Raw genomic sequence first — 24,683 nt, forward strand, 5'->3', positions numbered from 1 at the left:
CCCAAGGATAGACGGCTATTGCAGAGACTCAGCTCAATATGGAGAGTGATCCCAGGTATTTCAAGGTGCGTGGCAGATTGTCGCAAGCCAGGCTGTCCAACCAGTGTAAATTTTCCCAGCTTCGCAACCAGGTGAACTGTCTCTTGGCCAATTGACGCGTGGCGATGATGCCGCGTTCCTGCATCTCTTCACGGTCCAACTTGCCGTCCAGATAATCCCAGACCTGGCGATACCCTACAGCTCTTATAGACGGTAAATCCGAGTGCAGGTCACCCCTCGAACGTAACGTCATCACTTCTTCAATGAATCCTTCGTCGAGCATTTGCCGGAAACGCAGGGCGATCCGCTCATGCAAGACCTTGCGATCCGTCGGTGCGATCGCAAGATTCGCGACAGTATAGGGCAATTGATGTCGCCCCGAAGCGCTGGCTTGAGCAGTTTGCGCACTTTGTTGCTCACGGTGCGCGGTCATACTCATGCCGCTGACCCGATAAACCTCCAGCGCACGAACCAGCCGCTGCGGGTCATTGGGGTGAATCCGCGCCGCCGACACCGGGTCGATACGCGCCAGCTCGTCATGCAACGCCTGCCAGCCAAGGCTGGCCGCTTCGGCCTCCAGCTGCGCACGCACTTGGGCATCGGCGGCCGGCATGTCGGCGAGGCCCTCCATCAGAGCCTTGAAATACAACATGGTGCCGCCCACCAGCAGAGGAATTTTTCCTCGACCGGTGATTTCTTCCATCGCCTGCAGCGCATCGGCGCGGAAATCCGCCGCCGAATAGCTTTGCGACGGGTCGAGAATATCGATCAGCCGGTGCGGATACTTGTCCAGAAGCGCTTTTGAAGGCTTCGCCGTGCCGATGTCCATGCCGCGATAGACCAGCGCCGAATCGACGCTGATCAGCTCGCAGGGCAGCACTTTGGTCAGTTCGATCGCCAGGTCGGTCTTGCCGGCGGCGGTCGGCCCCATCAAAAAGATGGCAGGAGGGAGAGCACTCATCAGCGACCGCGCAGGAACAGTTTGTCGAGATCATCCAGACCCAATTGGGTCCAGGTCGGCCGTCCATGGTTGCACTGACCGCTGCGCTCGGTGTTTTCCATGTCGCGCAACAGGGCGTTCATCTCCGGAATGGCCAGACGCCGGTTGGCGCGCACCGCGCCGTGGCAGGCCATGGTGCCCAGCAATTCGTTCATGTGCGCCTGCACGCGGTCGCTGGTGCCAAACTCCATCAGGTCGGACAGCACGTCATGCACCAGCCGGTTGGCCTCGGCCTGTTTGAGCAATGCGGGGATCTGCCGGATCGCCAGGCTTTCCGGGCCCAGACGCTGCAACTCGAAACCCAGTTGCTGGAAAGTCGCCATGTGCTCCTCAGCGCAATCGGCCTCGCGCTGACTCACCGCAATCGACTCCGGCACCAGCAGCGGCTGGCCGCTCAGGCCTTCGCTGGCCATGGCGATCTTCAGCCGTTCGTACATGATCCGCTCGTGGGCAGCGTGCATGTCGACCAGCACCATGCCCTGAGCGTTTTCCGCAAGGATATAAATGCCTTTGAGCTGCGCCAGTGCATAACCCAGCGGCGGTATGTCGCCCTGAGACTCCGGCAGCGCCACCGCGCCAGAAGCCATCGGCGCCGGGGCAGCCGGCGTACCGGGCAGCGGCGCGAAGAATTCGCGATAGGCCGCCTGAGCCTCTGCCGCCGGCAATACCGATGCCGGACGCGGCGTGTATTGATACTGATAACCCGCACCACTGCCGGAACCGGCCGGAGGGTTCCAGGCCTGCCCCTGCGGGGTTTCCAGCACGTTATTGGCCAGACGCATCTCGCCCTGCGGGCCGAACTCGCCGGCTTCCGCGCCGGTCGGACGCACCAGCGCCGTCACCGACGTGGTACCGGCCAACTGGTCTTCCGGGCGTACATCGCCCAGCGCACGGTGCAGCGTGCCATACAGGAAGTCATGCACCATGCGGCCGTCACGGAAGCGCACTTCGTGCTTGGTCGGGTGTACGTTGACATCGACCGCCGCCGGATCAATCTCGAAAAACAGCACAAAGGTCGGATGGCGACCGTTGAACAGCACGTCGCGATAGGCCTGACGCACCGCGTGGGCGACCAGTTTGTCGCGCACCGCACGGCCGTTGACGAAGAAATACTGCAAGTCGGCCTGGCTGCGCGAGAAAGTCGGCAGACCGACCCAGCCCCACAGCCTCAGGCCATTGCGCTCGATCTCGATCGGCAGGGCCTGTTCCAGAAAACCCGGACCGCAGACCGCCGAGACACGCCGGGCACGGGCCACTTCATCGCGGGCCTCGTGCAGGCTGAGCACGGTCTTGCCGTTGTGACGCAGGTGAAAAGCCACGTCGAAACGGGCCAGCGCCATACGTTTGATCACTTCTTGCAAGTGATCGAATTCGGTTTTTTCGGCCTTGAGGAATTTACGACGCGCCGGGGTGTTGAAGAACAGATCGCGAACTTCCACCGAGGTACCCACCGGATGCGCCGCCGGCTGCACCCGCGAAGCCATGTCGCGGCCTTCGGTTTCCACCTGCCAGGCCTGGTCGGCATCACGGGTACGGGAAGTAAGGGTCAGACGTGCGACCGAACTGATCGACGCCAGCGCCTCGCCACGGAAACCCAGGCTCATGACCTGTTCCAGGTCCTCCAGTTCGCGAATCTTGCTGGTGGCATGTCGCGCCAGAGCCAGCGGCAGGTCATCGGACGAGATACCGCCACCGTCATCACGCACCCGCAACAGCTTGATGCCGGCCTGCTCGACGTCCACGTCGATACGCCGCGCACCGGAGTCCAGGCTGTTTTCCAGCAGCTCCTTGATCACCGAGGCCGGCCGCTCGACCACTTCGCCGGCAGCAATCTGGTTCGCCAGTCGCGGGCTGAGCAGTTGAATACGCGCCGCCTGGAGTGCCGGACTGTCAGTTTTCGCAGTGATGTCGAAGCCGTGTTCGTCGAGCAGCAGATCGGTCATGGCTCGCCCGCCAGTTCCCCGCTCGGGATTTTCAGTTGCTGGCCAACCTTGAGCTCGTCGGAGCTCAGATTGTTGGCCGAACGCAACGCCGCCATGCTCATGTCATAACGCACCGCGATCATGCTCAGCGACTCGCCGGGACGAACGGTGTGCTCACGCGGGCCCATGGCCAGCTTGCCGTTATCACGCAGCCAGGCAATGTAGGTGCCCTGTGGCGGGTTCTGCTGGAAGAATTGCTTCACGCCGGCCGTGATCGAACGTGCCAGCGCCTGCTGGTGGCTCGCACCTTCCAGCTTGTTGGCTTCGGCGGCGTTGGAAATAAAGCCGGTTTCGACCAGGATCGACGGGATGTCCGGCGACTTGAGCACCATGAAGCCAGCCTGCTCGACTCGCGATTTGTGCAACGAAGTCACGCGACCAATGTTGGTCAGCACTTTCTGCCCGACGTTGAGGCTCGACGTCAGCGACGCGGTCATCGACAGGTCCAGCAGCACGCCGGCGAGCATGCGATCCTTGTCGTCGAGGCTCACGGCCCCGGCACCGCCGATCAGGTCGGAGCGGTTTTCGCTGTCCGCCAGCCAGCGCGCGGTTTCCGACGTCGCGCCGCGCTCGGACAGGGCGAACACCGACGCACCGAAGGCGGCGGAAGACGGCGCGGCGTCGGCGTGAATGGACACGAACAGGTCAGCGCCCTTGGCCCGGGCGATCTCGGTACGTTTACGCAGCGGAATGAAGTAGTCGCCAGTACGGGTCAGCTCGGCGCGATAACCTTTTTCGGCATTGATCTGGCGCTGCAACTCCTTGGCGATGGACAACACCACGTTCTTTTCCTTCTGCCCGCGACCACCGGACGCACCCGGGTCTTCCCCGCCATGACCGGCGTCGACCACGACCACGATGTCGCGCTTGCCGTTGGGCACTGGGGCGAGCTTGATTTCAGGCTTGGACGGGCTGACCGGCACCGCAGGCGTGGCTGGAGCCGCCGTTGCCGGGGTGTCCGCGACGGTCGGCGTCGGGTTGGCATCGGCCGGGTTGTCGTACAGATCGACCACCAGACGGTTACCGTATTGCTGGTTCGGCGCCAGGGTGAAGCTTTTCGGGGTCACGGCCTTTTTCAGGTCGATGACCACGCGCAGGTCGTCAGGCGTACGCTGAGCCGAACGCATGCTGGTGATCGGCGTGTTGGCGGTGCCGATGTTCAGCGAACCGGCCAGCGTCGCGCCATTGATGTCGATCACCAGACGGTCGGGCGATTGCAGGGTGAAAACGCTGTGCTGGACCGGACCGGACAGGTCGAACACCAGTCGCGTGTTATCCGGCGCACGCCATAAGCGAACACTTCGTACCTGTGAAGCGGCCAACACGTCGACAGCCAATGTCGTCAACAGCAGTCCTATCACAGTCACCAGCGCGCGCATGCGCATACCTAACCCCATATCTATTTGAATTCCAAAGCCAAAGCGGCACACCATCGCTCACCGCGCGAGCTCTCCGGGCTCAGCGTCAGCACTCGACCTTCCGCGTGCGGCCTAATGGTAATGATCAGGTCAGGCTTTGGCAAAAAGCCTGCACCGAGATTGGGCCACTCGATCAGGCAAAGCGCGTCTCCCTCGAAGTAGTCGCGTATGCCGAGGAATTCTAGCTCTTCTGGATCAACAAGTCGGTAAAGATCAAAGTGATACGCGCGATTCTTGCCAATTTCATAAGGTTCCACGAGCGTAAAGGTCGGACTTTTCACCGCCCCCGTATGGCCCAGACCACGAATGATGCCTCGGGAAATCGTCGTCTTGCCGGCGCCGAGATCCCCTTCCAGAAAAATAATCCCATTACTTTCAGTCACTTGGGCAAGTTGAGTGCCCAGGTTCGTCATGGCTTCTTCACCGACCAGGTGCAGGGTTAGCTCAGACACGGTTGTTGCTCCTCCAGAAGCAGACGAATGACAGGAATCAGATCAGCGGCAGCCAGCCCGCGGCCGGTGCGGCCGCATTGCTCGCCGGCACGGGCGTGCAGCCACACCCCCAGGCACGCCGCGTCGAAAGGTGACATGTGCTGCGCCAGCAGGGCGCCAATCAGCCCGGCCAGCACATCGCCCAGACCGGCGGTCGCCATCGCCGGGTGACCATGGTCGGCCAGCGCCAGCTCGCCGGCGGGGTTTGCAATCAGGCTGCCGCTGCCTTTGAGCACACACACGGCGTTGAATTTCTTCGCCAGCGCCCGCGCAGCCGCCGGGCGATCCGCCTGGATTTCCCGGGTACCGACGCCAAGCAATCGCGCCGCTTCGCCGGGGTGCGGGGTGATCACACAACCCTTCGGCAAGCTGACCTGCCCGGCGGCCAGCAGATTCAGCGCGTCGGCATCCCAGACTTGCGGGCGTTCGGCATTGGCGGCCGCCGACAGCAGGCTGCGGCCCCACGCCTGCTGACCGAGGCCCGGCCCGACCACCAGCACGCTGGCCGGTTCGATCAGCGCCATCAATTGATTGGCCGAGCCGACCGCGGCGGTCATCACTTCCGGGATGCGCGCCAGCGCCGCAGAAACGTGCTCGGCGCGGGTCGCCAGGGTGATCATCCCGGCACCGCTGCGCAGGGCGCTCTCGCTGGACAGCAACGCAGCACCGCCAAAACCGCGATCACCGCCGATCACCAGTACCCGACCGAATTGCCCTTTATGGGCAGAAAGCGGTCTGGACGACAGTTTTGGCAGGCTGCCATGGTCCAGACGCTTCACGCTGACCGGTGTGGCGGCCACGATAGCGGTATCCGCCTGAAGGTCGTCGAATTCCAGCTCGCCGATCAGATCGACCGCTTCGCCGGTAAACAGGCCGACTTTCAGGCCAATGAAGGTCACCGTCAGGTCGGCGCGGACCGCCACGCCAAGGATCGCGCCGGTATCGGCACAGAGCCCCGAAGGAATGTCCACCGACACCACCGGCAGGCCGCTGGCGTTGATGGTTTCAATGGCATTGCCGTAAGGGGGGCGAACCTCGCCGGTCAGCCCGGTGCCCAACAACGCATCGACGACGATTCCGCTCAGCGTCTGCGAATGCCAGGGCTGTACGTCGACGTGAGCAGCCAGCGCTTCTTGATAAGCCGCCTCGGCATCGCCCTTGAGCACGGCACAGCTGCCGACTGCCAGTACCACGACCTGCCAGCCGGCACGCTGTGCCAAGGCTGCAATCAGATAGCCATCACCGGCATTGTTGCCATGTCCGGCCAGCACCGTCAGCTGCCGGGCATCCGGCCAGCGCCGACGGATCGCCCGCCAGGCGGCATGGGCCGCGCGCTGCATCAGTTCAAAGCCCGGCATGCCGGCGGCGATCAGGCGTGCGTCGAGGTCGCGCACCTGCGCGGCGCTGTACAGTGCGTCGGGTAATGGGGGTTTGCTGTGCAACATGCGTCTTTGGGCTCCGATGTCTGGCAGAATTATACGCACCTGCGCCCCGGTGTCCCCTTTGCATGTCCGCGATTACTGTAGATCCAACCACAAACTCAGCGCCGTTGACGGCGGCCGAACTGACTGACCTTGCCCAGAGCATCAAGGACTGGGGGCGTGAGCTCGGCTTTCAGCAAGTCGGTATCTCGGGACTGGACCTGGGCGAACACGAACAGCATCTTGAGCGCTGGCTGGCGGCCGGTTACCACGGCGAGATGGACTATATGGCAGCCCATGGCAGCAAACGTTCGCATCCCGACGAATTGGTGCCGGGCACGCTGCGCGTGGTTTCGCTGCGCATGGACTATCTGCCCGGGGATACCGAAATGGCGCAGCGTCTGGCCCAGCCGGAAAAAGCCTACGTCTCGCGCTACGCCCTGGGCCGCGACTACCACAAGCTGATCCGCAAGCGCGTGCAGCAACTGGCCGAACGCATCCAGCAGGCCATCGGCCCGTTCGGTTTCCGTGCCTTCGTCGACAGTGCGCCAGTGCTGGAGAAGGCCATCGCCGAGCAGGCCGGGCTGGGCTGGATCGGCAAAAACACCCTGGTGCTCAATCGCAAGGCCGGCAGCTACTTCTTCCTCAGCGAGCTGTTCGTCGATCTGCCGCTGCCGGTGGATGAACCGCACAAGACCGAGCACTGCGGGCGCTGTCAGGCCTGCCTCGACATCTGCCCGACTAACGCCTTCGCCGGCCCCTACGTGCTGGACGCCCGCCGTTGCATTTCCTACCTGACCATCGAGCTGAAGACGTCGATTCCGGAAGAGCTGCGCGCGATGATCGGCAACCGGGTGTTCGGTTGCGACGATTGCCAGATCGTCTGCCCGTGGAATCGCTTCGCCCGCCCCACCGACCAGACCGATTTCAAACCGCGCCACGGCCTGGACAATGCCGAGCTGACCACGCTGTTTCTGTGGGACGAGCCCACCTTCCTCAGCAATACCGAAGGCTCACCCCTGCGACGCGCCGGTTACGAACGCTGGTTGAGGAATCTGGCGGTGGGACTAGGGAACGCACCGTCGACCATCCCGGTGATCGAAGCCCTGAAAGCGCGGCGGGATGACCCGTCGGAGATGGTGCGTGAGCATGTGGAATGGGCGTTGCGTCAGCATGAACAACGCTCTCCTTCGTAGGAGTGAGCTTGCTCGCGATTGCACTTGATCAGACAGAACATTGCCGTCCGACACGCCGTCATCGCGAGCAAGCTCACTCCTACTCAGATCAAGATCAGTGCCCATCCTTGTAGACAAACTTGGGCATTTCCCAGTGAAAGCGGATTGCCAGCAGCCGCAGCAATAGCCCGCCGAACAGGGTAATCAGCGTGCCCTGCTCCAGCGGCAACCCTGCGTACTGACACAGCAGAAAGCACCAGGCCGCAGCAAAGGACACACTGGCGTACAGCTCGCGGCGGAAGATCAGCGGGATGTCGTTGCAGAAGATATCCCGCAGGATGCCGCCAAATACGCCCGTGATCACCCCACTGACCGCCGCCACCGGAAAGCTCAGGCCCATGTCCAGCGCAGTCGTGCAGCCAATGACGGTGAACGCCACCAGCCCCAGCGCATCGAGCACCAGAAACAGCGAGCGCAGATGCCGCATCAGTGGGGCGATGAAAATCGTCACCAGCGCCGCAACGCTGGTGAGAATCAGGTATTCCGGGTGTTTGACCCAGGTCAGCGGGTAGTGCCCGAGCAGCACGTCACGCACGGAGCCGCCACCCAGCGCAGTGATGCAGGCGATCAGCACCACACCAAACCAGTCCATGCCGCGACGTCCGGCGGACAAGGCGCCGGTCATGGCCTCGGCGGTGATGGCGATCAGATAGAGCATCAGCAACATGGTGGCAGTCCCTGCAAGAAAGCGCGCAATCTAAAACGGTAGGAGCGCGCTTGCCCGCGATTGCTTCGGGCCTGTACCGCATGGGCAATCTGACAACACGCTATCGCGCCCCTGCATCGCGAGTCACACCTTGATGAAGTGCTCGCGATAGAAACGCAGCTCGGCGATGGATTCGCGAATGTCGTCCAGAGCCAGGTGCGTGCTGCCCTTCTTGAATTTCAGCTCCGGCGACCAGCGCGCAGCCAGTTCCTTGAGGGTCGACACGTCAAGGTTGCGGTAATGGAAGTAGGCTTCCAGCGTCGGCATGCGCTTGTACAGGAAGCGGCGGTCCTGGCAAATGCTGTTGCCGCAGATCGGCGAGCTGCGCTCTGGCACCCACTGCTTGATGAAGTCCAGGGTCATGGCTTCGGCTTCGGCCGCAGAAATCCTGCTCTCGCGCACGCGCTGGGTCAGGCCCGAGCCGCCGTGCTGGCGAGTGTTCCACTCATCCATGCCGTTGAGAATCTCGTCGCTCTGGTGCACGGCGATCACCGGCCCTTCGGCCAGGGTGTTGAGTTCGCTGTCGGTGATGATGGTGGCCATTTCGATGATGACGTCGTTGTCCGGGTCCAGACCGGTCATTTCCAGGTCGATCCAGATCAGGTTCTGCTTGTTCTGCATATGTCGGCTCCTCAGCGTAGGCGCGCAGTTTAGCCCAGACAGGCGTGGTAGACTCGCGGCGTTTTATCTTCTGCAGTTTTACGCGTCATCAAAACGGAACACTGAATTTCCATGGCCAAACGCCAACTCAACCGCCGCCAGAACTGGCGCATCGAAAAGATTCAGGGCGAGCGCGCCGCGCGTGCCGCCAAGCGTGAATCCCAAGCTCTGGAAACCCTGGAAGGCGGTGATCTGGGCCCGGAACAGACCGGCCTGGTGATCGCGCACTTCGGCGTGCAGGTCGAGGTCGAGGCGCAGGATGGCGAACTGAAAGGCCAGGTGTTCCGTTGCTATCTGCGGGCCAACCTGCCGGCGCTGGTCACCGGTGACCAGGTGGTCTGGCGGGCCGGCAATCAGGGCACCGGCGTGATCGTCGCGCAACTGCCGCGCGATACCGAACTGTGCCGCCCGGACTCGCGAGGCCAACTCAAGCCGGTGGCGTCCAACGTCGACCTGATCGTCATCGTCTTTGCACCGATGCCGGAGCCTCACGCCAATCTGATCGACCGTTATCTGGTGGCCGCCGAGCACGCCGGCATTCGCCCGCTGCTACTGCTGAACAAGGCCGACCTGATCGACGAACAGAACGCCCCGGCGCTCAACGCCCTGCTGGCGGTGTATCGGCAATTGGGTTATCCGCTGCTGGAAGTGTCGGCGCACCATGGCGACGGCATGCAGCAACTGCAGGACTTGCTGGATCACCACACCAGTGTGTTCGTCGGCCAGTCCGGCGTGGGCAAGTCGTCGCTGGTCAACAGCCTGCTGCCGGAAGTCGGAACCCGGGTCGGGCCGCTGTCGGAGTTTTCCGGTCAAGGCACGCACACCACCACGACCGCGCGACTGTTCCACTTCCCCCGTGGCGGCGACCTGATCGACTCGCCGGGCATTCGCGAATTCGGTCTGGTCCATGTCAGCCGCGCCGATGTCGAAGCCGGGTTCATCGAATTCAACGACCTGCTGGGCCGCTGCCGCTTCCGCGACTGCAAACACGACCGCGAACCGGGCTGCGCGCTGCTCAAGGCCCTGGAAGAAGGCCGCGTGCAACAGCAACGGATGAACAGCTACCGCTCGATCATCGCCAGCTTGCCGGAGAACAGCTACTGAACTCAGGCGACGCCACTGACTGTAGGAGCGCGGCTTGTCCCGCGACCGGCGACGGAGTCGTCGTAAATCCAGTAAACGTGGTGTGTCTGGGCTGCATAGTCGTCTGGGTTTACGACTGCTTAGCAGCCGGTCGCGGGACAAGCCACGCTCCTACAGGTTGACCAGCAGCCACAACGAAAAACGCCGCGATGATCGCGGCGTTTTTATTGGGGACGAGCCTCAGTTCTTGGTTTCGTCGATCTTCAGTTGCCCTTGATCGAAGAGGTTCAGCTTCTGCCGGATCTCGTGAGGTTGGGCGTAGGCCTGTGGATCGACCGCCGGTGCGCCGTTCGATGCCCCCGGTTGGCCGGCCGGTGCAGCCGGTGCCGGAGCCGGGGTGGTCTTCGGTGCTTCGCCGGCGTTCTGGTCGCCTTCGATGCGGCTCTGCGCCTTCTTGGTCAGCACCACGATGTCGATGCGGCGGTTGATCGGGTTGTTCGGGTTTTCCTTGTCGTACAGCGACGACGAGGCATAGCCGACCACCCGTGCAACCTGCGGGTCCGGATAGCCACCGGCGATCAGCGCACGGCGAGCGGCGTTGGCGCGGTTGGCCGACAGCTCCCAGTTGCCGAAACCGTTGTTGCCCACATAAGGCGTCGCGTCGGTGTGACCACTGATGCTGACCTTGTTCGGCACAGCCTTGATGGTGTCAGCCATCGCCAGCAGGATGTCCTCGAAGTACGGCTTCAGACGCGCACTGCCGATGTCGAACATCGGGCGGTTCTCGGCATCCATGATCTGGATGCGCAAACCGTCCTGGGTGATCTCGAACAGGATCTGGTCCTTGAACTTGGCCAGCTGCGGGTTCTCGTTGACCTTGGTCTGCAACTCTTGCAGCAGCATCTCCAGACGCTCCTGCTCGACCTGCTCGGCCGCCGCATCCTGCTGATCGGCATCCACCGGCACCTTGTCCGGTGCAGGCGTGGACTTCACCTCGGGATTGAGGGTCTGGTCCGGCGACATTTCCGGCGAACCGCCAAGGTCGATGACGTAAGGCGAGCCGCTGTCGGAGAAGCCCACCGGGTCCTTGAAGTAACCGGCGATGGCAATCAATTGCTCAGGCGTGGCCGAGGACATCAGCCACAGCACCAGGAAGAACGCCATCATCGCCGTGGCGAAGTCGGCGAAGGCGATTTTCCAGGCGCCGCCGTGGTGGCCTCCGCCGAAGCGCTTGACGCGCTTGACTATGATCGGCTGATTATTTTCCATGGATCAACGACCGCGAACAGCTTGTTCCAGCTCGCTGAAGCTGGGGCGGTGGGCCGGATACAGAACCTTGCGACCGAATTCGACAGCCAGTGAAGGCGGTACGCCGGAAGCCGAAGCCACCAGAGAAGCCTTGATCGCTTCAAAGACGTTCATCTCTTCCTTGGCGTCGTGAGCCAGGCACTGTGCCAGCGGGCCGAAGAAGCCGTAGGCCGCGAGAATACCGAAGAAGGTACCGACCAGCGCCGCACCTACGTGCATGCCGATCGCCGCCTTGTCGCCGGAACCCAGCGACGCCATGGTCACCACGATACCCAGTACCGCCGCGACGATACCGAAACCGGGCATGCCGTCGGCAACGCCGGTCACCGCGTGGGACGGGTGCTCCAGCTCTTCCTTCATGCTCAACAGTTCCATGTCGAACAGGCCTTCCAGTTCGTGGGGAGCCATGTTGCCGGACGACATGATGCGCAGGTAGTCACAGATGAACGCGATCATCCGCTCATCCTTCAGCACGCCGGGGTACTTGGCGAAAATCGGGCTGTTGGCCGGCTCTTCGATGTCACCCTCGATGGCCATCATGCCTTCACGGCGGCTCTTGTTGAGGATCTCGTAGATCAGGCCGAGCACTTCCAGGTAGAAACCGTGAGTGAAGCGCGAGCCGAACATCTTCACGGACTTCTTGATGACGTGCATGGTCATGTAGCCCGGGTTCGCTTGCAGGAATGCACCGAACGCGGCACCGCCGATGATCATCACCTCGAAAGGCTGGATCAGCGCAGCGATCTGACCGTGTGAGAGTACGTAGCCGCCGAGGACGCTCGCGAAAACGACGATGATGCCGATAATTTTTGCCATAGAGAGAGATTACTTACTTGAAGTCCGGTTCATGGTCATTGTGCGAGAGCGCTGAAAACTCTTGTTCTACTTATCGGCATGAGTGCGCCAGACTATAGTCAAAACACATGAAAATCCTGACTGGCGCCTGGCTCGGGCACTGCAGCGCGAAGGCCAGCATGATGCCACTATTCATCGCCGTTCAAAACCTCCCAGCCGTATGGGTCTTGTGAATGCAATCAGAAAACGCTTCGACGCTCCCGGTTCCGCAAACCCTCGACAGCTGGATCAAGCAGCTGGACGGCCTGCCATTGCCGGTCCCCGCCGTGGCCCATGGCAAGGTGCTTGCCGCGCTGAACGACAGTCGCCGCTCGCTGCGTGACATCGCCGACCTGATGCAGAACAGCCCGGCGCTGGTGCTCAGCGTGCTGCGCGAAGCCAATCTCAACAGCGGCGGCCTGGCCGAACCTGCTGAAAGCCTGGAAGTGGCGCTCAATCGCCTCGGTCTGGCACGCACCGCCACCCTGCTCGCTCGCCTGCCATGCGTGGAAATGCAAAAGATCCCGGTGGCGCTGCGTCAGCTGCAATTGATCAGCCAGCATGCCACGCAGCAGGCGTATGGCCTGTTCGCCAACCAGTTGGCCCGCCTGTGGCAGGACATTCAACTGGGCAGCCTGCTGTTTCTCTCGCCGCTGTGGCCGCTGGCCCTGGCGCACCCGAAACTGCTGGAAGAGTGGGAGCTGAGAGTTATCCACAAAGGCGAATGCGCGAAGCGTGTGGAAAAGTCGCTGTTCGGCGTGCGCCTGCTGAGCCTGTGTCAGAAGCTCGCCGAGCACTGGCGTCTGCCGATCTGGGTCACCCAGGGTTACAGCCTGCTGATCCGCGAACAGCGAAGCCTGGTCCGAGTGCTGCACATCGCCCACGAAAGCGACGACCCGCTCAAGCAGCAACAGAAACTGGATGCCAACCTGCCGCTGCGCCGCTGGTTCAACCAGCCGGCCAACACCATTCTGCTGGCCAACGGTCTCGCACTGTCGGCCCAGCAGTCCTGGGATTCGCCGCACAACCTGCGCTGGCAGTTGCTGACCAGCCTCTATCTGCAACAGCCGTTGATGGAGCTGCAACAACAGGTGCACCAGAACGCCGCTGCCAGCGCGCGCCAGCATGCGGTGCCCGGCGTCTGGCACCCGGCCGAGGCGCTGCTCTGGCCCTGGGATTTCCGCCGCGTGCAAAAAGGCGCGCTGCCGGCGCCGCCGCCATCGGCCGAAGCCTTGCAGAACTGGCGCAAGCTCTGCGGCGATCTGCTCAAGGAACCCACCCTGTTCACCAACGCCATGCACCTGACCATCTGCGCCCGCGACGCCCTGCTCGCTGCCGGCCTGCGCCGGGTCGCACTGTTGATGATCGACCGCAAGACCGACAGCCTGCGGGTGCACCAGTTTGCCGGTGTGGATAACTCTGCCGCAGCCCTCACACTCCCTTACAAAGACAGCACCGTCCTGCAACGACTGCTGACTCAGGCCACGCAATTGCGCCTGACGCCGGCCAACAATGCGCAGTTCTCCGCTCTGCTACCGCCTCAATTGCGCAATCTGTTCAGCGGGGAAAACCTGCTGATCCGCTCGCTGGCCAGCCAGGGCCGAGTGCTGATGCTAGTGGTGGCCGATCAGGGCGGCGGGCCGTTCTCGGAAGTCACCGTGCAAGCCTTCGGCAAGACCGGGCAATGCATCGAGAAGGCACTGACCACCTTTAGCCAACGCAATGGCTGACGGCTGAGCTACAATTCGCCTCTTTTTTCATCATCTGGAGACGTTACATGTCTGCCTTCTCAAGCTTGCCGCTGGTGATCGAGCCCGCAGACCTGCAGGCACGCCTCGGCGCTTCAGAGCTGATTCTGGTCGATCTGACCAGTGCCGCCCGTTACGAGGCCGGCCACATTCCGGGCGCGCGTTTCGTCGACCCCAAGCGCACGCAACTGGGCCAGCCCCCGGCACCCGGCCTGATGCCGACCCAGACACAACTGGAAGCGCTGTTCGGTGAGCTGGGCCACAACCCCGATGCGGTCTACGTGGCCTACGACGACGAAGGCGGTGGCTGGGCCGGCCGTTTCATCTGGCTGCTGGACGTCATCGGCCACTCGAAGTACCACTACCTGGACGGCGGCCTGCTGTCCTGGCAAGCGGCAGGCCTGCCGCTGTCCACTGAAGTGCCTGCCGCTGCCGGCAGCCCGTTGCCGCTGACCCTGCACGACGCACCGACCGCCACTCGCGAATACCTGCAAAGCCGCCTCGGTGCTGCCGATCTGGCGATCTGGGATGCTCGTGGTCCGACCGAATACTCCGGTGAGAAAGTGCTGGCGGCCAAAGGCGGCCACATTCCCGGCGCGGTAAATTTTGAATGGACTGCCGGCATGGATCAGGCACGCCAGCTGCGCATCCGTAAGGACATGCCACAAATCCTCGAAAGCCTGGGCATCACGCCGGACAAGGAAGTGATCACCCACTGCCAGACACACCACCGCTCCGGCTTCACCTATCTGGTGGCCAAGGCGTTGGGCTACCCGCGCGTCAAGGGCTATGCAGGCTCCTGGGGCGAATGGGGCAATCATCCGGACACGCCGGTCGAAAAATAATCTGGCGCACCAGACTGTCGCACCAGACCGTATGGAACGCCGCCTTTCCGAAACGCTTTAGGATCTCTGATGAAACAGCGTCTGTTTATCCTCTTCCAATACCTGCTGCCCCATCACCTGCTGTCGCGCCTGGCCGGCTGCGTCGCCGAGTGCCGGGTGCGCTGGTTCAAGAATGCCTTCACCCAGTGGTTCGTGCGCCGTTATCAGGTCGACATGTCCCAGGCGCTGGTTGAAGACGTTACCGCTTATCCGCACTTCAACGACTTCTTCACCCGTGCCCTGAAACCGGGCGCGCGCCCGCTGGACGAAACACCGGGTGCAATTCTCTGCCCGGCCGATGGCGCCGTGAGCCAGTTGGGCCCGATCGAACACGGCCGGATCTTCCAGGCCAAGGGTCACAGCTACAGCGCGCTGGAGCTGCTGGGCGGCGATGCGCGCCTGTCAGCACCGTTCATGGGCGGTGAATTCGCCACCATCTACCTGTCGCCGAAGGACTATCACCGCGTCCACATGCCGCTGGCCGGCACCCTGCGCGAGATGGTGTATGTGCCGGGTCGCCTGTTCTCGGTCAACCAGACCACCGCTGAAAACGTACCGGAACTGTTCGCCCGCAACGAGCGCGTCGTCTGCCTGTTCGACACCGAACGCGGCCCAATGGCCGTGGTACTGGTCGGCGCGATGATCGTGGCTTCGGTGGAAACCGTGTGGGCCGGTCTGGTCACCCCGCCAAAGCGTGAACTGAAAAGCTTCAAGTACGATGAAGCCTCCCGCGCGCCGATCCATCTGGAAAAAGGCGCCGAAATGGGTCGCTTCAAGCTGGGCTCCACCGCCATCGTCCTGTTCGGCCCGAACCAAGTGAAATGGGCGGAACAATTGGTCGCCGGCTCTCCTGTACAGATGGGCCAAGCCTTGGCAGCACCTGTCCAGGCCTGATTCTTGCCTTCCAAAAATTGTCTGCGATTTCTCTGACGGGGCTGCGTTCATGCAGCCCTGTCAGAGGCTGTCATCAATCTGATGTAACAGTTCTGAGACAATGTCACTTTGATATTAAAGCTGCGATATCTGACCGATGCTGTTACAGTCGTCTGTCGGTGCTGTAGGAAACTTCGCTTTAACTTGACGTACACTTGCTCGTTTTTCGCTCGGCCGACGTGCCACTGCCCTGCAGTTCACCCAGCCACCCGAGCCAGTAGTTGTTGGAGTTTGCCTGTCACATGAACCAATTAAGTCTCCCACTGTTGTTGCGCGCCCCCGTGCCGACTCAGTCGAGCCTGTCGTTCTGTGATGCGACACCCAAAGATCTCAAGCGCTGGATCGCTACCCTTCCCAAAGCCAACCTCGGCGAAATGGCCCGCCAGCTCTATCAGGGCCTGGGCGAGCTGAATCAGTTGCTGACCCCCAGCGAAAACCGCCTGCAATTGCTCGAACTGCTGCGCCCGGAAGTATTTTTCGTGTGCAAGCACCTGGAGCGGCATTTCCTCAACCAGTCGGTGGTGCTGGAAGAACGCCCGCGCAAGGTCGCCAACCTGTGCCAGGCCCTGCAAAACCATCTGGCCATCGGCTACAAACAGATCATTGCTCGCGTTGCGCCTCGGCCCAGCAAGGACCGCATGCAACTGCTGACCACCGCATTGCAACGCGCGCTGCATTGCCTCAACGGCCCGCTGATTCGCGCCAACCAGCTGTATTGCCCGGTACAGGACGGCCTGTGGCTGGAGTTGCACCTGATCTATCAGATCGCCCGGCAAAATCAGCTGCACACGATCCCGGTGGCCGACAACCAGGCACATCACACTCGCACACTGACCGTCGAACAGACCTATATCGTCGCGCTATTGATGGGCTGCTCGCGCTGCAACCAGATGCGCCAGCACAACATCGGCAAACTGGCCGACGCACTGGACGCCTGGAGTTCGATGGTCACGCTGCAGGCGCCAGCCGACAGCACCAGCCTCTATGCCGTGTCGCCGACCACCGACACGGCGCCGCGTTACACCTCGCTGTACGCCGAAGAGCAGCGCGGCAACCTGCTGGGCTTCGACCCTCGCGCACTTTCGGCAGCCCTGCTGCGCTATGTCGACATGCCAGCCGAGCAGCGTTCGCAGTCCTATCTGCATGTACCGCCCGGTCTGTCGCTGGACGTGTTGCAGCATCTGGCCGCAGCCTGGGGTGACGTTGCCGAGCGTGCATTCCAGCGCACACCGGGCCAAGGCACGCTGACCGTCTGCATCGGCATGAGCGCACTGCACTATTTCGTCGGCGGGCAGAAATGCTTCAGCGACCTGCTGCTGGTCCCAACGGCCGAAGTCAGCAAGATCACCGAATACACGCTGGAGCCGCTGGAATCCACCAAGCATGATCCATGGGGTCAGGCGATGGACGTGCAACGCAGCGGCACGGCGAGTCATCTGCTGCCGTTCGAGGAAATCGAATATCAGAGCGGCGAGGCTGACAACAGCTCACCGCTGGACGGTCAGAAGGGTTTTCCCACTTACAGTCTGCAGATCGTCAACCACAGCCCGGGCGGATACTGTCTGGCGTGGCCGAAGGATGTGCCAGATCAATTGCAGGCTGGCGAGATGATCGGCATTCAGGATCACGGCCACGGCTGGAGTATCGGTGTGGTGCGCTGGGTCCGTCAGGTCCGTGGCGGCGGCACGCAGATGGGCGTCGAGCTGATCGCGCCTTTCGCCCAGGCGTGCGGCATGCAGTTGCTGCGCGCCGAACAGAGCAGCCAGTACCTGCGTGCCCTGTTGTTGCCGGAAGTGCGCGCCATCGACGTGCCAGCCACCGTGATCGCGCCGCGCCTGCCGTTCGAAGACGGCTGCAAGGTGATGATCAACACCTGCGGCGATGAGCGTCAGGCCAGCCTGAGCAACCGCAAGGCCACGACCGGCAGCTACAACCAGTTCGAATATCAGATGCAGGAAGACCCGAAAAAGAACGACGCCAAGGCGGGGCCGGAGCAGGAATTCGATTCGTTGTGGACGTTGCTGTAAGAACGACGAACATATTGTCGAGATCGCACACCTTGTAGGAGTGAGCTTGCTCACGATTGCGTTGCAACAGTCAGCACAGTTGGCACTCAACAATGGCAATCGCGAGCAAGCTCACTCCTACAGGTCATGCATCACGCCACAAGCGCTACTTACCGCCCCTGCCCTTCACGATCACGGAAGCCCAGCAGGTACAGCACGCCATCCAGACCCAGGGTCGAGATCGCCTGCTTCGCCGACTGCTTGACCAGCGGTTTGGCACGGAACGCCACACCCAGACCGGCAATCGCCAGCATCGGCAGGTCGTTGGCACCGTCGCCGACTGCAATGGTCTGCTCCAGGCTCAAGCCTTCCTTCGCCGCCAGTTCACGCAACAGATCAGCCTTGCGCTGCGCATCGACAATAGGCTCGATGGCATTGCCGGTGCACTTGCCGTCCACCACTTCCAGCTCGTTGGCGAAGATGTAGTCGATGCCCAGTTTCGCCTGCAACTGACGGGCGAAATAGGTGAAACCGCCGGACAGGATCGCCGTCTTGTAGCCCAGACGCTTGAGCTCGGCGAACAGGGTTTCGGCCCCTTCGGTCAGCCGCAGCGACGCACCGATTTCGTCCAGCACCTTGATGTCCAGGCCCTTCAGCAACGCCAGACGCTCCTTGAAGCTGGCACGGAAATCCAGCTCGCCGCGCATGGCCCGCTCGGTGATCTCCGATACGCGATCACCCACGCCATGGGCCTTCGCCAGCTCGTCGATCACTTCGGCCTCGATCAGCGTCGAGTCCATGTCGAACACCGCCAGACGGCGATTGCGACGGAACACCGAATCCTGCTGGAAGGCGATATCGACGTTCAGTTCCTGGGCCACATGCAGGAATTCGGCACGCAGTTGCTGCGGATCGGCCGGTTCGCCGCGCACGGAAAACTCGATGCAACCCTTGCCCTTGTCGGTCGGCATGTCCAGTGCCATGCGCCCGGACAGACGATCGATACGGTCAATGTTCAGGCCGTATCGGGCGGTGATGGCGCTGACCGTTTGCAGTTGCTCGGCGGTGACCTTGCGGGTCAACAGCGTCACGATGTGCCGGTCCTTGCCCTGGTCCTCTACCCAATGCTGGTAGTCGTCATCGCTGACATGGGTGAACAGCACCTGCAGGCCAAGCTCGTCGGCCTTCAATTGCACCCGGTCCAGCACCGTCGAGCCGCTTTCGGTGTCCGGAATCTGCACAAGAATGCCGAACGACAGCGTGTCATGGATCACGGCCTGACCAATATCCAGAACATCGGCGCCGCCTTGAGCCAGAACGCCGGTGATGGCCGCTGTCAGACCCGGACTGTCTTCGCCGGTAATGTTTATCAGGACAATTTCGCGCAAGGCGCACCCCCGCTGTGGAAAAAAACCGCATTCTACGCACTTTCAGTGACCGCCGGGCACAGCGAGCGCTTTGCCGCCTCCGGGTCGCTCGCTATACTGCGCGGCAACTTCTCCAAGAGAGCCGTGCTCAGTGAACCGGCCCACGCCAGTAAAAACCGATAATTTCTTCTTGCTGATCTTCCGGGCATTGCGTCATCGACGCGTTCCGATTGCTTTGCGCATCGCCAGCCACAACGTGATTCTCGTCGCGCTGGCGCTGGTGATCTACGCCTGCGTGATGGGTCTGCAATTCAAGCAGGCCATGCACGAACAGGCTGACGCGCTTGGCCAGGCCCTGACCACGCAAACCGCGACGTCCGCCACGGAGCTGTTGGTGTCCAACGACATCCTCAGCCTCAACGTGCTGCTTGGCAATCTGGTGAAGAACCCGCTGGTGGCCCATGCGGCCATCTACAGCATGGACAACCGCATTCTGGCCGAAGCCGGCCAGCGCCCGAAAAACGGCCTGCTGGGTGAAGCCGAAGGGCTTTACGAGATCAAGATCACCTTCCAGGACGTGGTTGCCGGTACGCTGCGCATCAGCCTGGACATGAGCCAGTTCCAGCAGCCGCTGACCATCAGCCTGCAAAGCATGGGCATTCTGGCCGGTATTCTGCTGGCGCTGGCGCTGGCCTTGAGCCTGCGTCTGGGGCGGCACATTTCCACGCCGATGCTGCAATTGCGCATGTGGCTGCGTTACATCGACCCGTACACCCCGGCCACCGACCGTCAGGACGAGATCGGCGACCTGGCCCGCCAGCTCAAGGCCTCCTACGCACCGCCAGAGCCGGAACCTGCGCCATTGCCTGAGCCTGTGGCAGCGGACGATGAAGATGAGATTTCACCTGAATTCGACGCCAGCGACCTGCGCGACCCTGACTTCGACGACGAGCCGAAGCCACGCGCCACGGCAATCCCGGCCCGACGCATCGTCGCCGAGGAAGATCAGGACGACGAAGAAGATCCGTTCGCCGATTTGCGTGACGAAACACCGGTCGCGCAGAAACCGGCGCCTCGCCCGATCCTGCCGGTCGTACCTTCGCAACCGCAATACAGCGCCGTGCTGGCCGTGCAGCTGGGTTCGCAGGAGCAACTGCGACGCCTGCCTCGCGCACGCCTGACTGAACTGCTGGAGCGCTATCGCGATTGCATCGATCAGGCCGCTTCGCTGTACGACAGCGAACTGCACACCCTGAACGACGGCAGCTCGCTGATGGTGTTCAGCACCCAGGACAGCGGCGACGACTACCTGACCAACGCCATCTGCTGCGGCGAGCTGCTGCGTGCACTAAGCCATGCCTTGCAGATCGAAGTGGCCGACAGCGGCATCACCCTGCAGCTGCAACTGGGCCTGACCCTGGGCGAAGGCCTGCACGGCATGGACCAGATCGACCTGCTGCTGACCGAAACCGCACAGGATGCCCTGGCCCTGTCGCAACACAGCCGCAACCTGCTGCTGGTGGAGCGCAAGATCAGCGAAGACCACACCATCCGTCAGCGTGCGCGTATCCGCCCGATTGCCAGCCCTGAAGGCGCCAGCTGCGTGGAACGCCTGATGGAGCCCTACCCGTCGATGCTGGAGCGCCAACTGGCGCGCATGCATGAGGCGCGCAAGGCCTGATCGAATCGGCTGCCGCCGGATAGGCGGCAAGTACGACCTGTGGGAGCGGGCTTGCCCGCGAAGAGGCAGTAACAGTCGCAACATCTGTGGAGGGCGGGCATAGCTTTCGCAAGCAAGCTCGCTCCCACAGGTCACAGGTCACAGGTCACAGGTCAGCCTTCAGCCGCCCACAAAAAAGCCCGCATCGCTGCGGGCTTTTTGTTGTCTGGCTGAACCTCAGAAGCGGAACACTTCCAGATCGGTGCGGATCGGCGAGGCCATCGGGATCTTTGGCTTGTCCTGATCGGTACGCGTCTTGGCCGGCTGCGCGGCTTTCTTCGGCTCATCGGCGACCAGCGGTTGCGACGCAACCGGTTTGACCGCCACGCTGAGCTGCTCGGCCAGACGCTGCAACAACACGCCCTGAGCCTTGACCTGCGCGGCCGACGTGCCGGCATGCGGCTCTTCCAGGTGGACCAGCTTGCTGTCGCGCACAGTGCCGCGACGATCAAGCAGACGCCACTGAGCATCCAGTACCGCCGGTTGGTTTTCGCCGGAATCCAGACGGGTGATCGACAGCACGACCTGCACGTCCGGCGTGAAATTGGCCGCCGCTGGCGCCATCACCACACGCTGGCTGTCGAGTTTCCAGGCCAGCTGACGCAACAGCAACTGATCGATATCCGCCGACAGGCTGCCGGCCCAGCGACCATCCGTCGACGCCGTCAGGCTGCCGTCGGGCTGACGCTGAAGCAATGTTTCCCGTTGCAGGTAGTCGGCAACGGAGACCGGACCCAGCAATACCGCCACGCCCGCACTTTGTTTAGGTTGTCCAGGATCGCCACTGTCGAGTTGATAGAGCGATGTTGGTTGATGAACGCTGCACCCGGCCAAACCCAGAACGCCGGTCAATAACAATACAAAAGGAACGCGTAGAAAATTCATCATTCCGTCCAGGTGGACGCATACGGCGCGCCCACAAATGTCAAATACTCGAAAAACATGAAGGCACACAGCCACGCCTGTGCCAAAGGACGTCATATCATCCGTGAATATGCGCAATGACTCCAGCGATTCTGCGTCGATCTTCGTGACGAAACGAAGATCGACAGCCGAAATCGCCGCTTTAAGTAGCGCTTTCCACCAACAATGCGTCCACACGCTGGAATCCGCGCGGTAGCTTATTGCCACGTCTGCCACGCTCACCCTTGTAGTGTTCCAGATCGTCGGGCTTGAGTGACAGCGTACGCTTGCCGGCCTGAAGCACCAAGGTGGCGCCGTCCGGAATCACTGCCAAATCGGTCACATATTCCTCACGACTGGCGACGCGCTCACCCGGAATACCAATGATCTTGTTGCCTTTGCCCTTACCCAACTGCGGCAGGTCGCTGATCTTGAACACCAGCAGGCGACCTTCGGTGGTCACCGCCGCCAGCCAGTTCTGCTCGCGGTCAGCCACAGGACGTGGCTGCAGGACCTTGGAGCCGTTCGGCAGGCTCAACAGCCCCTTGCCGGCCTTGTTCTTGGCCTGCAGGTCTTCGCCCTTGACCACGAAACCGTAACCGGCATCGGACGCGACGACATACAACGCGTCATCATCGGGCAGCAGCACGCATTCGAAGGTGGCCGCTGGCGGCGGCGTCAGACGACCGGTCAGCGGATCGCCCTGTCCGCGCGCGGACGGCAGTGTGTGGGCTGCCAGCGAGTAGCTGCGCCCGGTGGAGTCGATGAACACTGCGAACTGGTTGGAACGGCCTGCCGCGGCAGCCTTGAAGCCGTCGCCGGCCTTGTAGGAAAGCCCGGTGGCATCGATGTCATGACCCTTGGCGCAACGCACCCAGCCTTTTTCCGACAGTACGACGGTGACCGGCTCGGTCGGCATCAGCTCGTTTTCCGACAAGGCCTTGGCTTCGGCGCGCTCGACGATCGGTGAACGGCGCTCGTCGCCGTAGGTTTCGGCGTCCTTGATCAGCTCGCTGCGGACCAGCTTGCGCAGTTTGCTTTCGCTGCCCAGCAGCGCCAGCAGTTTGGCCTGTTCCTTGAGCAACTCGTCCTGCTCGCCGCGCAGCTTCATCTCTTCCAGCCGCGCCAATTGGCGCAGACGGGTGTCGAGGATGTAGTCGGCCTGAATCTCGGACAGTTCGAAACGGGCGATCAGGTCGGCTTTCGGTTGATCCGACGTGCGGATGATATGAATCACTTCATCCAGGTTGAGGTACGCGGTGAGCAAACCTTCCAACAGGTGCAGGCGCTTCTCGACCTTGTCCAGGCGGAACTGCAGGCGGCGGCGCACCGTGGTGATACGGAACTGCAACCACTCGGTCAGCAGCGCCTTGAGGTTTTTCAGCTGCGGCTTGCCGTCCAGACCGATGATGTTGATGTTGACCCGGTAGCTGGATTCCAGCTCGGTGGTGGCGAACAGATGCTGCATCAGTTCGTCGGCATCGACGCGGTTGGAGCGCGGGATGATCACGATTCGGCAAGGATGCTCGTGGTCAGATTCGTCACGCAGGTCGGCGACCATCGGCAGCTTCTTGGCCTGCATCTGCGCCGCGATCTGCTCCAGCACCTTGGCACCGGAGACTTGATGCGGCAGCGCGGTGACGACGATATCGCCATCCTCGACGCGATAGACCGCACGCATGCGTACCGAACCACGGCCGCTTTCGTAGATTTTCAGCAAGTCGGCGCGTGGCGTGATGATTTCCGCCTCGGTCGGGTAATCCGGGCCGAGCACGTGTTCGCACAGCTGCTCGGTAGTGGCCTTCGGCTCGTCGAGCAGACGCACACAGGCAGCGGCGACTTCACGCAGGTTGTGTGGCGGCACGTCGGTGGCCATGCCCACGGCGATACCGGTGGTGCCGTTGAGCAGGATGTTCGGCAGACGCGCCGGCAGCACGGCCGGTTCGTCGAGAGTGCCGTCGAAGTTCGGCACCCAGTCCGCGGTGCCTTGACCCAGTTCGCTGAGCAGCACTTCGGAGTAACGCGACAGGCGCGCTTCGGTGTAACGCATCGCGGCGAATGACTTCGGATCATCCGGCGCACCCCAGTTACCCTGGCCGTCGACCAGCGTGTAGCGGTAGCTGAAGGACTGTGCCATCAGCACCATGGCTTCGTAACAGGCCGAGTCACCGTGGGGGTGGAATTTGCCGAGCACGTCACCGACGGTACGCGCCGATTTCTTGTGCTTGGCGTCGGCATCCAGGCCCAACTCGCTCATGGCGTAGACAATCCGCCGTTGCACAGGCTTCAGACCGTCGCCGATATGTGGCAGGGCACGGTCCATGATCACGTACATGGAGTAGTTGAGGTAGGCCTGTTCGGTGAAGTCAGCCAGTGAGCGGCGTTCTACGCCATCCAGGCTGAGGTCAAGGGAGTCGCTCATGCGGGCCTCATCATTTTGTCGTCTGGCGCAGCAGCAAGATGCCACCACGCTGGGTAAATTCGAGTTGTTTCATGGCGCTCATGCCCAGCAGCACCTCGTTGCCGTCAAAGCCCGACACCACCACCGCGCTGACATCGTTGAGCACGATGTCGCCGATCTGCACGCGCTGCAGCGTGGTGCGGAACGCTTCCGTACGGCCATTGGCGGTGCTGACCTCGACACGTGCGCCGCGCGGCAATTGCAGGGTATCGGCCACCGCCTCGGGAATCGCGACATGGGTCGCGCCCGTGTCGAGCATGAATTGCACGGGGCGGGCGTTGATCTGCCCGCTCATGACGAAATGGCCCTGACGATTGCTCGCCAGCTGCACTTCGACATAACCGTCGCCGTGTTGCGACTCGACGACGGTATTGGGATTTTCCTGACGCTGCTCCCATTCACCGAAGAACCGCGTCGCCAGAAACAGCGCCGCAGCCCAGGCCAGGATCAGCATCACGCGCCCAGCGCGTTTCCCGGGTGGATT

Annotated in this window: 21 protein-coding genes; 8 read left to right on the forward strand and 13 right to left on the reverse strand. The window is 62.2% G+C overall.

Annotated features, from left to right (window positions below; all coding sequences use genetic code 11):
• Nucleotides 1-28 precede the first annotated feature (28 nt).
• The 5 genes from miaA to ACIPL0_RS00520 are packed head-to-tail and all read right to left on the reverse strand — an operon-like array spanning nt 29 to nt 6,375.
• Nucleotides 29-1,000 (reverse strand): tRNA (adenosine(37)-N6)-dimethylallyltransferase MiaA, encoded by a 972-nt coding sequence (gene miaA, locus ACIPL0_RS00500; RefSeq protein ID WP_400594956.1) that lies wholly within the window; start codon nt 998-1,000, stop codon nt 29-31.
• Nucleotides 1,000-2,982 (reverse strand): DNA mismatch repair endonuclease MutL, encoded by a 1,983-nt coding sequence (gene mutL / locus ACIPL0_RS00505; RefSeq protein WP_400594953.1) that lies wholly within the window; start codon nt 2,980-2,982, stop codon nt 1,000-1,002. The genes miaA and mutL overlap by 1 nt, the downstream gene beginning before the upstream one ends.
• On the reverse strand, nt 2,979-4,418 hold the full coding sequence (locus ACIPL0_RS00510) for an N-acetylmuramoyl-L-alanine amidase (RefSeq protein ID WP_400594950.1): 1,440 nt from the start codon (nt 4,416-4,418) through the stop codon (nt 2,979-2,981). The genes mutL and ACIPL0_RS00510 overlap by 4 nt, the downstream gene beginning before the upstream one ends.
• Before the next feature lie 2 nt (nt 4,419-4,420).
• Nucleotides 4,421-4,891: a tRNA (adenosine(37)-N6)-threonylcarbamoyltransferase complex ATPase subunit type 1 TsaE gene (gene tsaE, locus ACIPL0_RS00515; protein WP_400594947.1), complete on the reverse strand. Its 471-nt coding sequence runs from the start codon at nt 4,889-4,891 to the stop codon at nt 4,421-4,423.
• Complete coding sequence (locus ACIPL0_RS00520; RefSeq protein ID WP_400594944.1) at nt 4,879-6,375, reverse strand: NAD(P)H-hydrate dehydratase; 1,497 nt, start codon at nt 6,373-6,375, stop codon at nt 4,879-4,881. Before ACIPL0_RS00520 ends, tsaE begins: the two co-directional genes overlap by 13 nt.
• Nucleotides 6,376-6,437: 62 nt before the next feature.
• On the opposite strand from ACIPL0_RS00520, the gene queG reads away from it, so the two are divergent.
• The gene (gene queG, locus ACIPL0_RS00525) at nt 6,438-7,547 is read left to right on the forward strand and encodes a tRNA epoxyqueuosine(34) reductase QueG (protein ID WP_400594941.1); all 1,110 of its coding nucleotides are present in this window, start codon (nt 6,438-6,440) and stop codon (nt 7,545-7,547) included.
• Between the two features lie 94 nt (nt 7,548-7,641).
• Here the strand turns inward: queG and ACIPL0_RS00530 are convergent, their stop codons facing one another.
• Nucleotides 7,642-8,253 carry a trimeric intracellular cation channel family protein gene (locus ACIPL0_RS00530; protein ID WP_400594939.1) on the reverse strand — a complete coding sequence of 204 codons (612 nt, stop codon included), beginning with the start codon at nt 8,251-8,253 and terminating at the stop codon, nt 7,642-7,644.
• A gap of 123 nt (nt 8,254-8,376) precedes the next feature.
• Entirely contained in the window at nt 8,377-8,913 is a 537-nt protein-coding gene (gene orn / locus ACIPL0_RS00535; RefSeq protein WP_400594936.1) for an oligoribonuclease, read from the reverse strand.
• Between the two features lie 111 nt (nt 8,914-9,024).
• Between orn and rsgA the strand changes: the two genes are divergently transcribed.
• Complete coding sequence (gene rsgA / locus ACIPL0_RS00540; protein ID WP_400594933.1) at nt 9,025-10,056, forward strand: small ribosomal subunit biogenesis GTPase RsgA; 1,032 nt, start codon at nt 9,025-9,027, stop codon at nt 10,054-10,056.
• 219 nt (nt 10,057-10,275) lie between these two features.
• On the opposite strand, the gene motB is transcribed toward rsgA, so the two are convergent.
• Together motB and motA are read right to left on the reverse strand one after the other, a co-directional pair.
• Nucleotides 10,276-11,304 (reverse strand): flagellar motor protein MotB, encoded by a 1,029-nt coding sequence (gene motB, locus ACIPL0_RS00545; protein ID WP_400594930.1) that lies wholly within the window; start codon nt 11,302-11,304, stop codon nt 10,276-10,278.
• A gap of 3 nt (nt 11,305-11,307) precedes the next feature.
• Nucleotides 11,308-12,159: a flagellar motor stator protein MotA gene (gene motA / locus ACIPL0_RS00550; RefSeq protein WP_400594927.1), complete on the reverse strand. Its 852-nt coding sequence runs from the start codon at nt 12,157-12,159 to the stop codon at nt 11,308-11,310.
• 212 nt (nt 12,160-12,371) lie between these two features.
• Between motA and ACIPL0_RS00555 the strand changes: the two genes are divergently transcribed.
• The 4 genes from ACIPL0_RS00555 to ACIPL0_RS00570 all read left to right on the forward strand — a co-directional run bounded on the left by ACIPL0_RS00555 (nt 12,372) and on the right by ACIPL0_RS00570 (nt 17,769).
• A complete protein-coding gene (locus tag ACIPL0_RS00555) occupies nt 12,372-13,907 on the forward strand; it encodes an HDOD domain-containing protein (protein ID WP_400594924.1) in 1,536 nt (511 codons plus the stop codon).
• A gap of 47 nt (nt 13,908-13,954) precedes the next feature.
• Complete coding sequence (gene rhdA / locus ACIPL0_RS00560; RefSeq protein WP_400594921.1) at nt 13,955-14,770, forward strand: thiosulfate sulfurtransferase; 816 nt, start codon at nt 13,955-13,957, stop codon at nt 14,768-14,770.
• 69 nt (nt 14,771-14,839) lie between these two features.
• Nucleotides 14,840-15,703, forward strand: a complete 864-nt coding sequence (gene asd / locus ACIPL0_RS00565; RefSeq protein WP_400594918.1) for an archaetidylserine decarboxylase — start codon at nt 14,840-14,842, stop codon at nt 15,701-15,703.
• 281 nt (nt 15,704-15,984) lie between these two features.
• Nucleotides 15,985-17,769 carry a molecular chaperone gene (locus ACIPL0_RS00570; RefSeq protein ID WP_400594915.1) on the forward strand — a complete coding sequence of 595 codons (1,785 nt, stop codon included), beginning with the start codon at nt 15,985-15,987 and terminating at the stop codon, nt 17,767-17,769.
• A 149-nt stretch (nt 17,770-17,918) separates the two neighbouring features.
• Here ACIPL0_RS00570 and serB read toward each other — a convergent pair whose 3' ends face one another.
• The gene (serB, locus tag ACIPL0_RS00575; RefSeq protein ID WP_400731276.1) at nt 17,919-19,127 is read right to left on the reverse strand and encodes a phosphoserine phosphatase SerB; all 1,209 of its coding nucleotides are present in this window, start codon (nt 19,125-19,127) and stop codon (nt 17,919-17,921) included.
• Here serB and ACIPL0_RS00580 point away from each other — a divergent pair.
• The gene (locus ACIPL0_RS00580; RefSeq protein ID WP_400731284.1) at nt 19,014-19,298 is read left to right on the forward strand and encodes a hypothetical protein; all 285 of its coding nucleotides are present in this window, start codon (nt 19,014-19,016) and stop codon (nt 19,296-19,298) included. The two genes, serB and ACIPL0_RS00580, sit on opposite strands and share 114 nt — an antisense overlap.
• The gene (locus ACIPL0_RS00585) at nt 19,267-20,796 is read left to right on the forward strand and encodes a histidine kinase (RefSeq protein WP_400594910.1); all 1,530 of its coding nucleotides are present in this window, start codon (nt 19,267-19,269) and stop codon (nt 20,794-20,796) included. The genes ACIPL0_RS00580 and ACIPL0_RS00585 overlap by 32 nt, the downstream gene beginning before the upstream one ends.
• Before the next feature lie 216 nt (nt 20,797-21,012).
• Here the strand turns inward: ACIPL0_RS00585 and ACIPL0_RS00590 are convergent, their stop codons facing one another.
• The 3 genes from ACIPL0_RS00590 to ACIPL0_RS00600 all read right to left on the reverse strand — a co-directional run bounded on the left by ACIPL0_RS00590 (nt 21,013) and on the right by ACIPL0_RS00600 (nt 24,653).
• Entirely contained in the window at nt 21,013-21,720 is a 708-nt protein-coding gene (locus tag ACIPL0_RS00590) for a membrane integrity-associated transporter subunit PqiC (protein ID WP_400594907.1), read from the reverse strand.
• Between the two features lie 181 nt (nt 21,721-21,901).
• Nucleotides 21,902-24,160 (reverse strand): DNA topoisomerase IV subunit A, encoded by a 2,259-nt coding sequence (gene parC, locus ACIPL0_RS00595; RefSeq protein ID WP_400594904.1) that lies wholly within the window; start codon nt 24,158-24,160, stop codon nt 21,902-21,904.
• Nucleotides 24,161-24,170: 10 nt separating this feature from the next.
• Nucleotides 24,171-24,653, reverse strand: a complete 483-nt coding sequence (locus tag ACIPL0_RS00600; RefSeq protein WP_400595197.1) for a TIGR02281 family clan AA aspartic protease — start codon at nt 24,651-24,653, stop codon at nt 24,171-24,173.
• Nucleotides 24,654-24,683: the final 30 nt, after the last annotated feature.

Source organism: Pseudomonas sp. NPDC090208, assembly GCF_044746785.1.
Taxonomy (GTDB): Bacteria; Pseudomonadota; Gammaproteobacteria; order Pseudomonadales; family Pseudomonadaceae; genus Aquipseudomonas.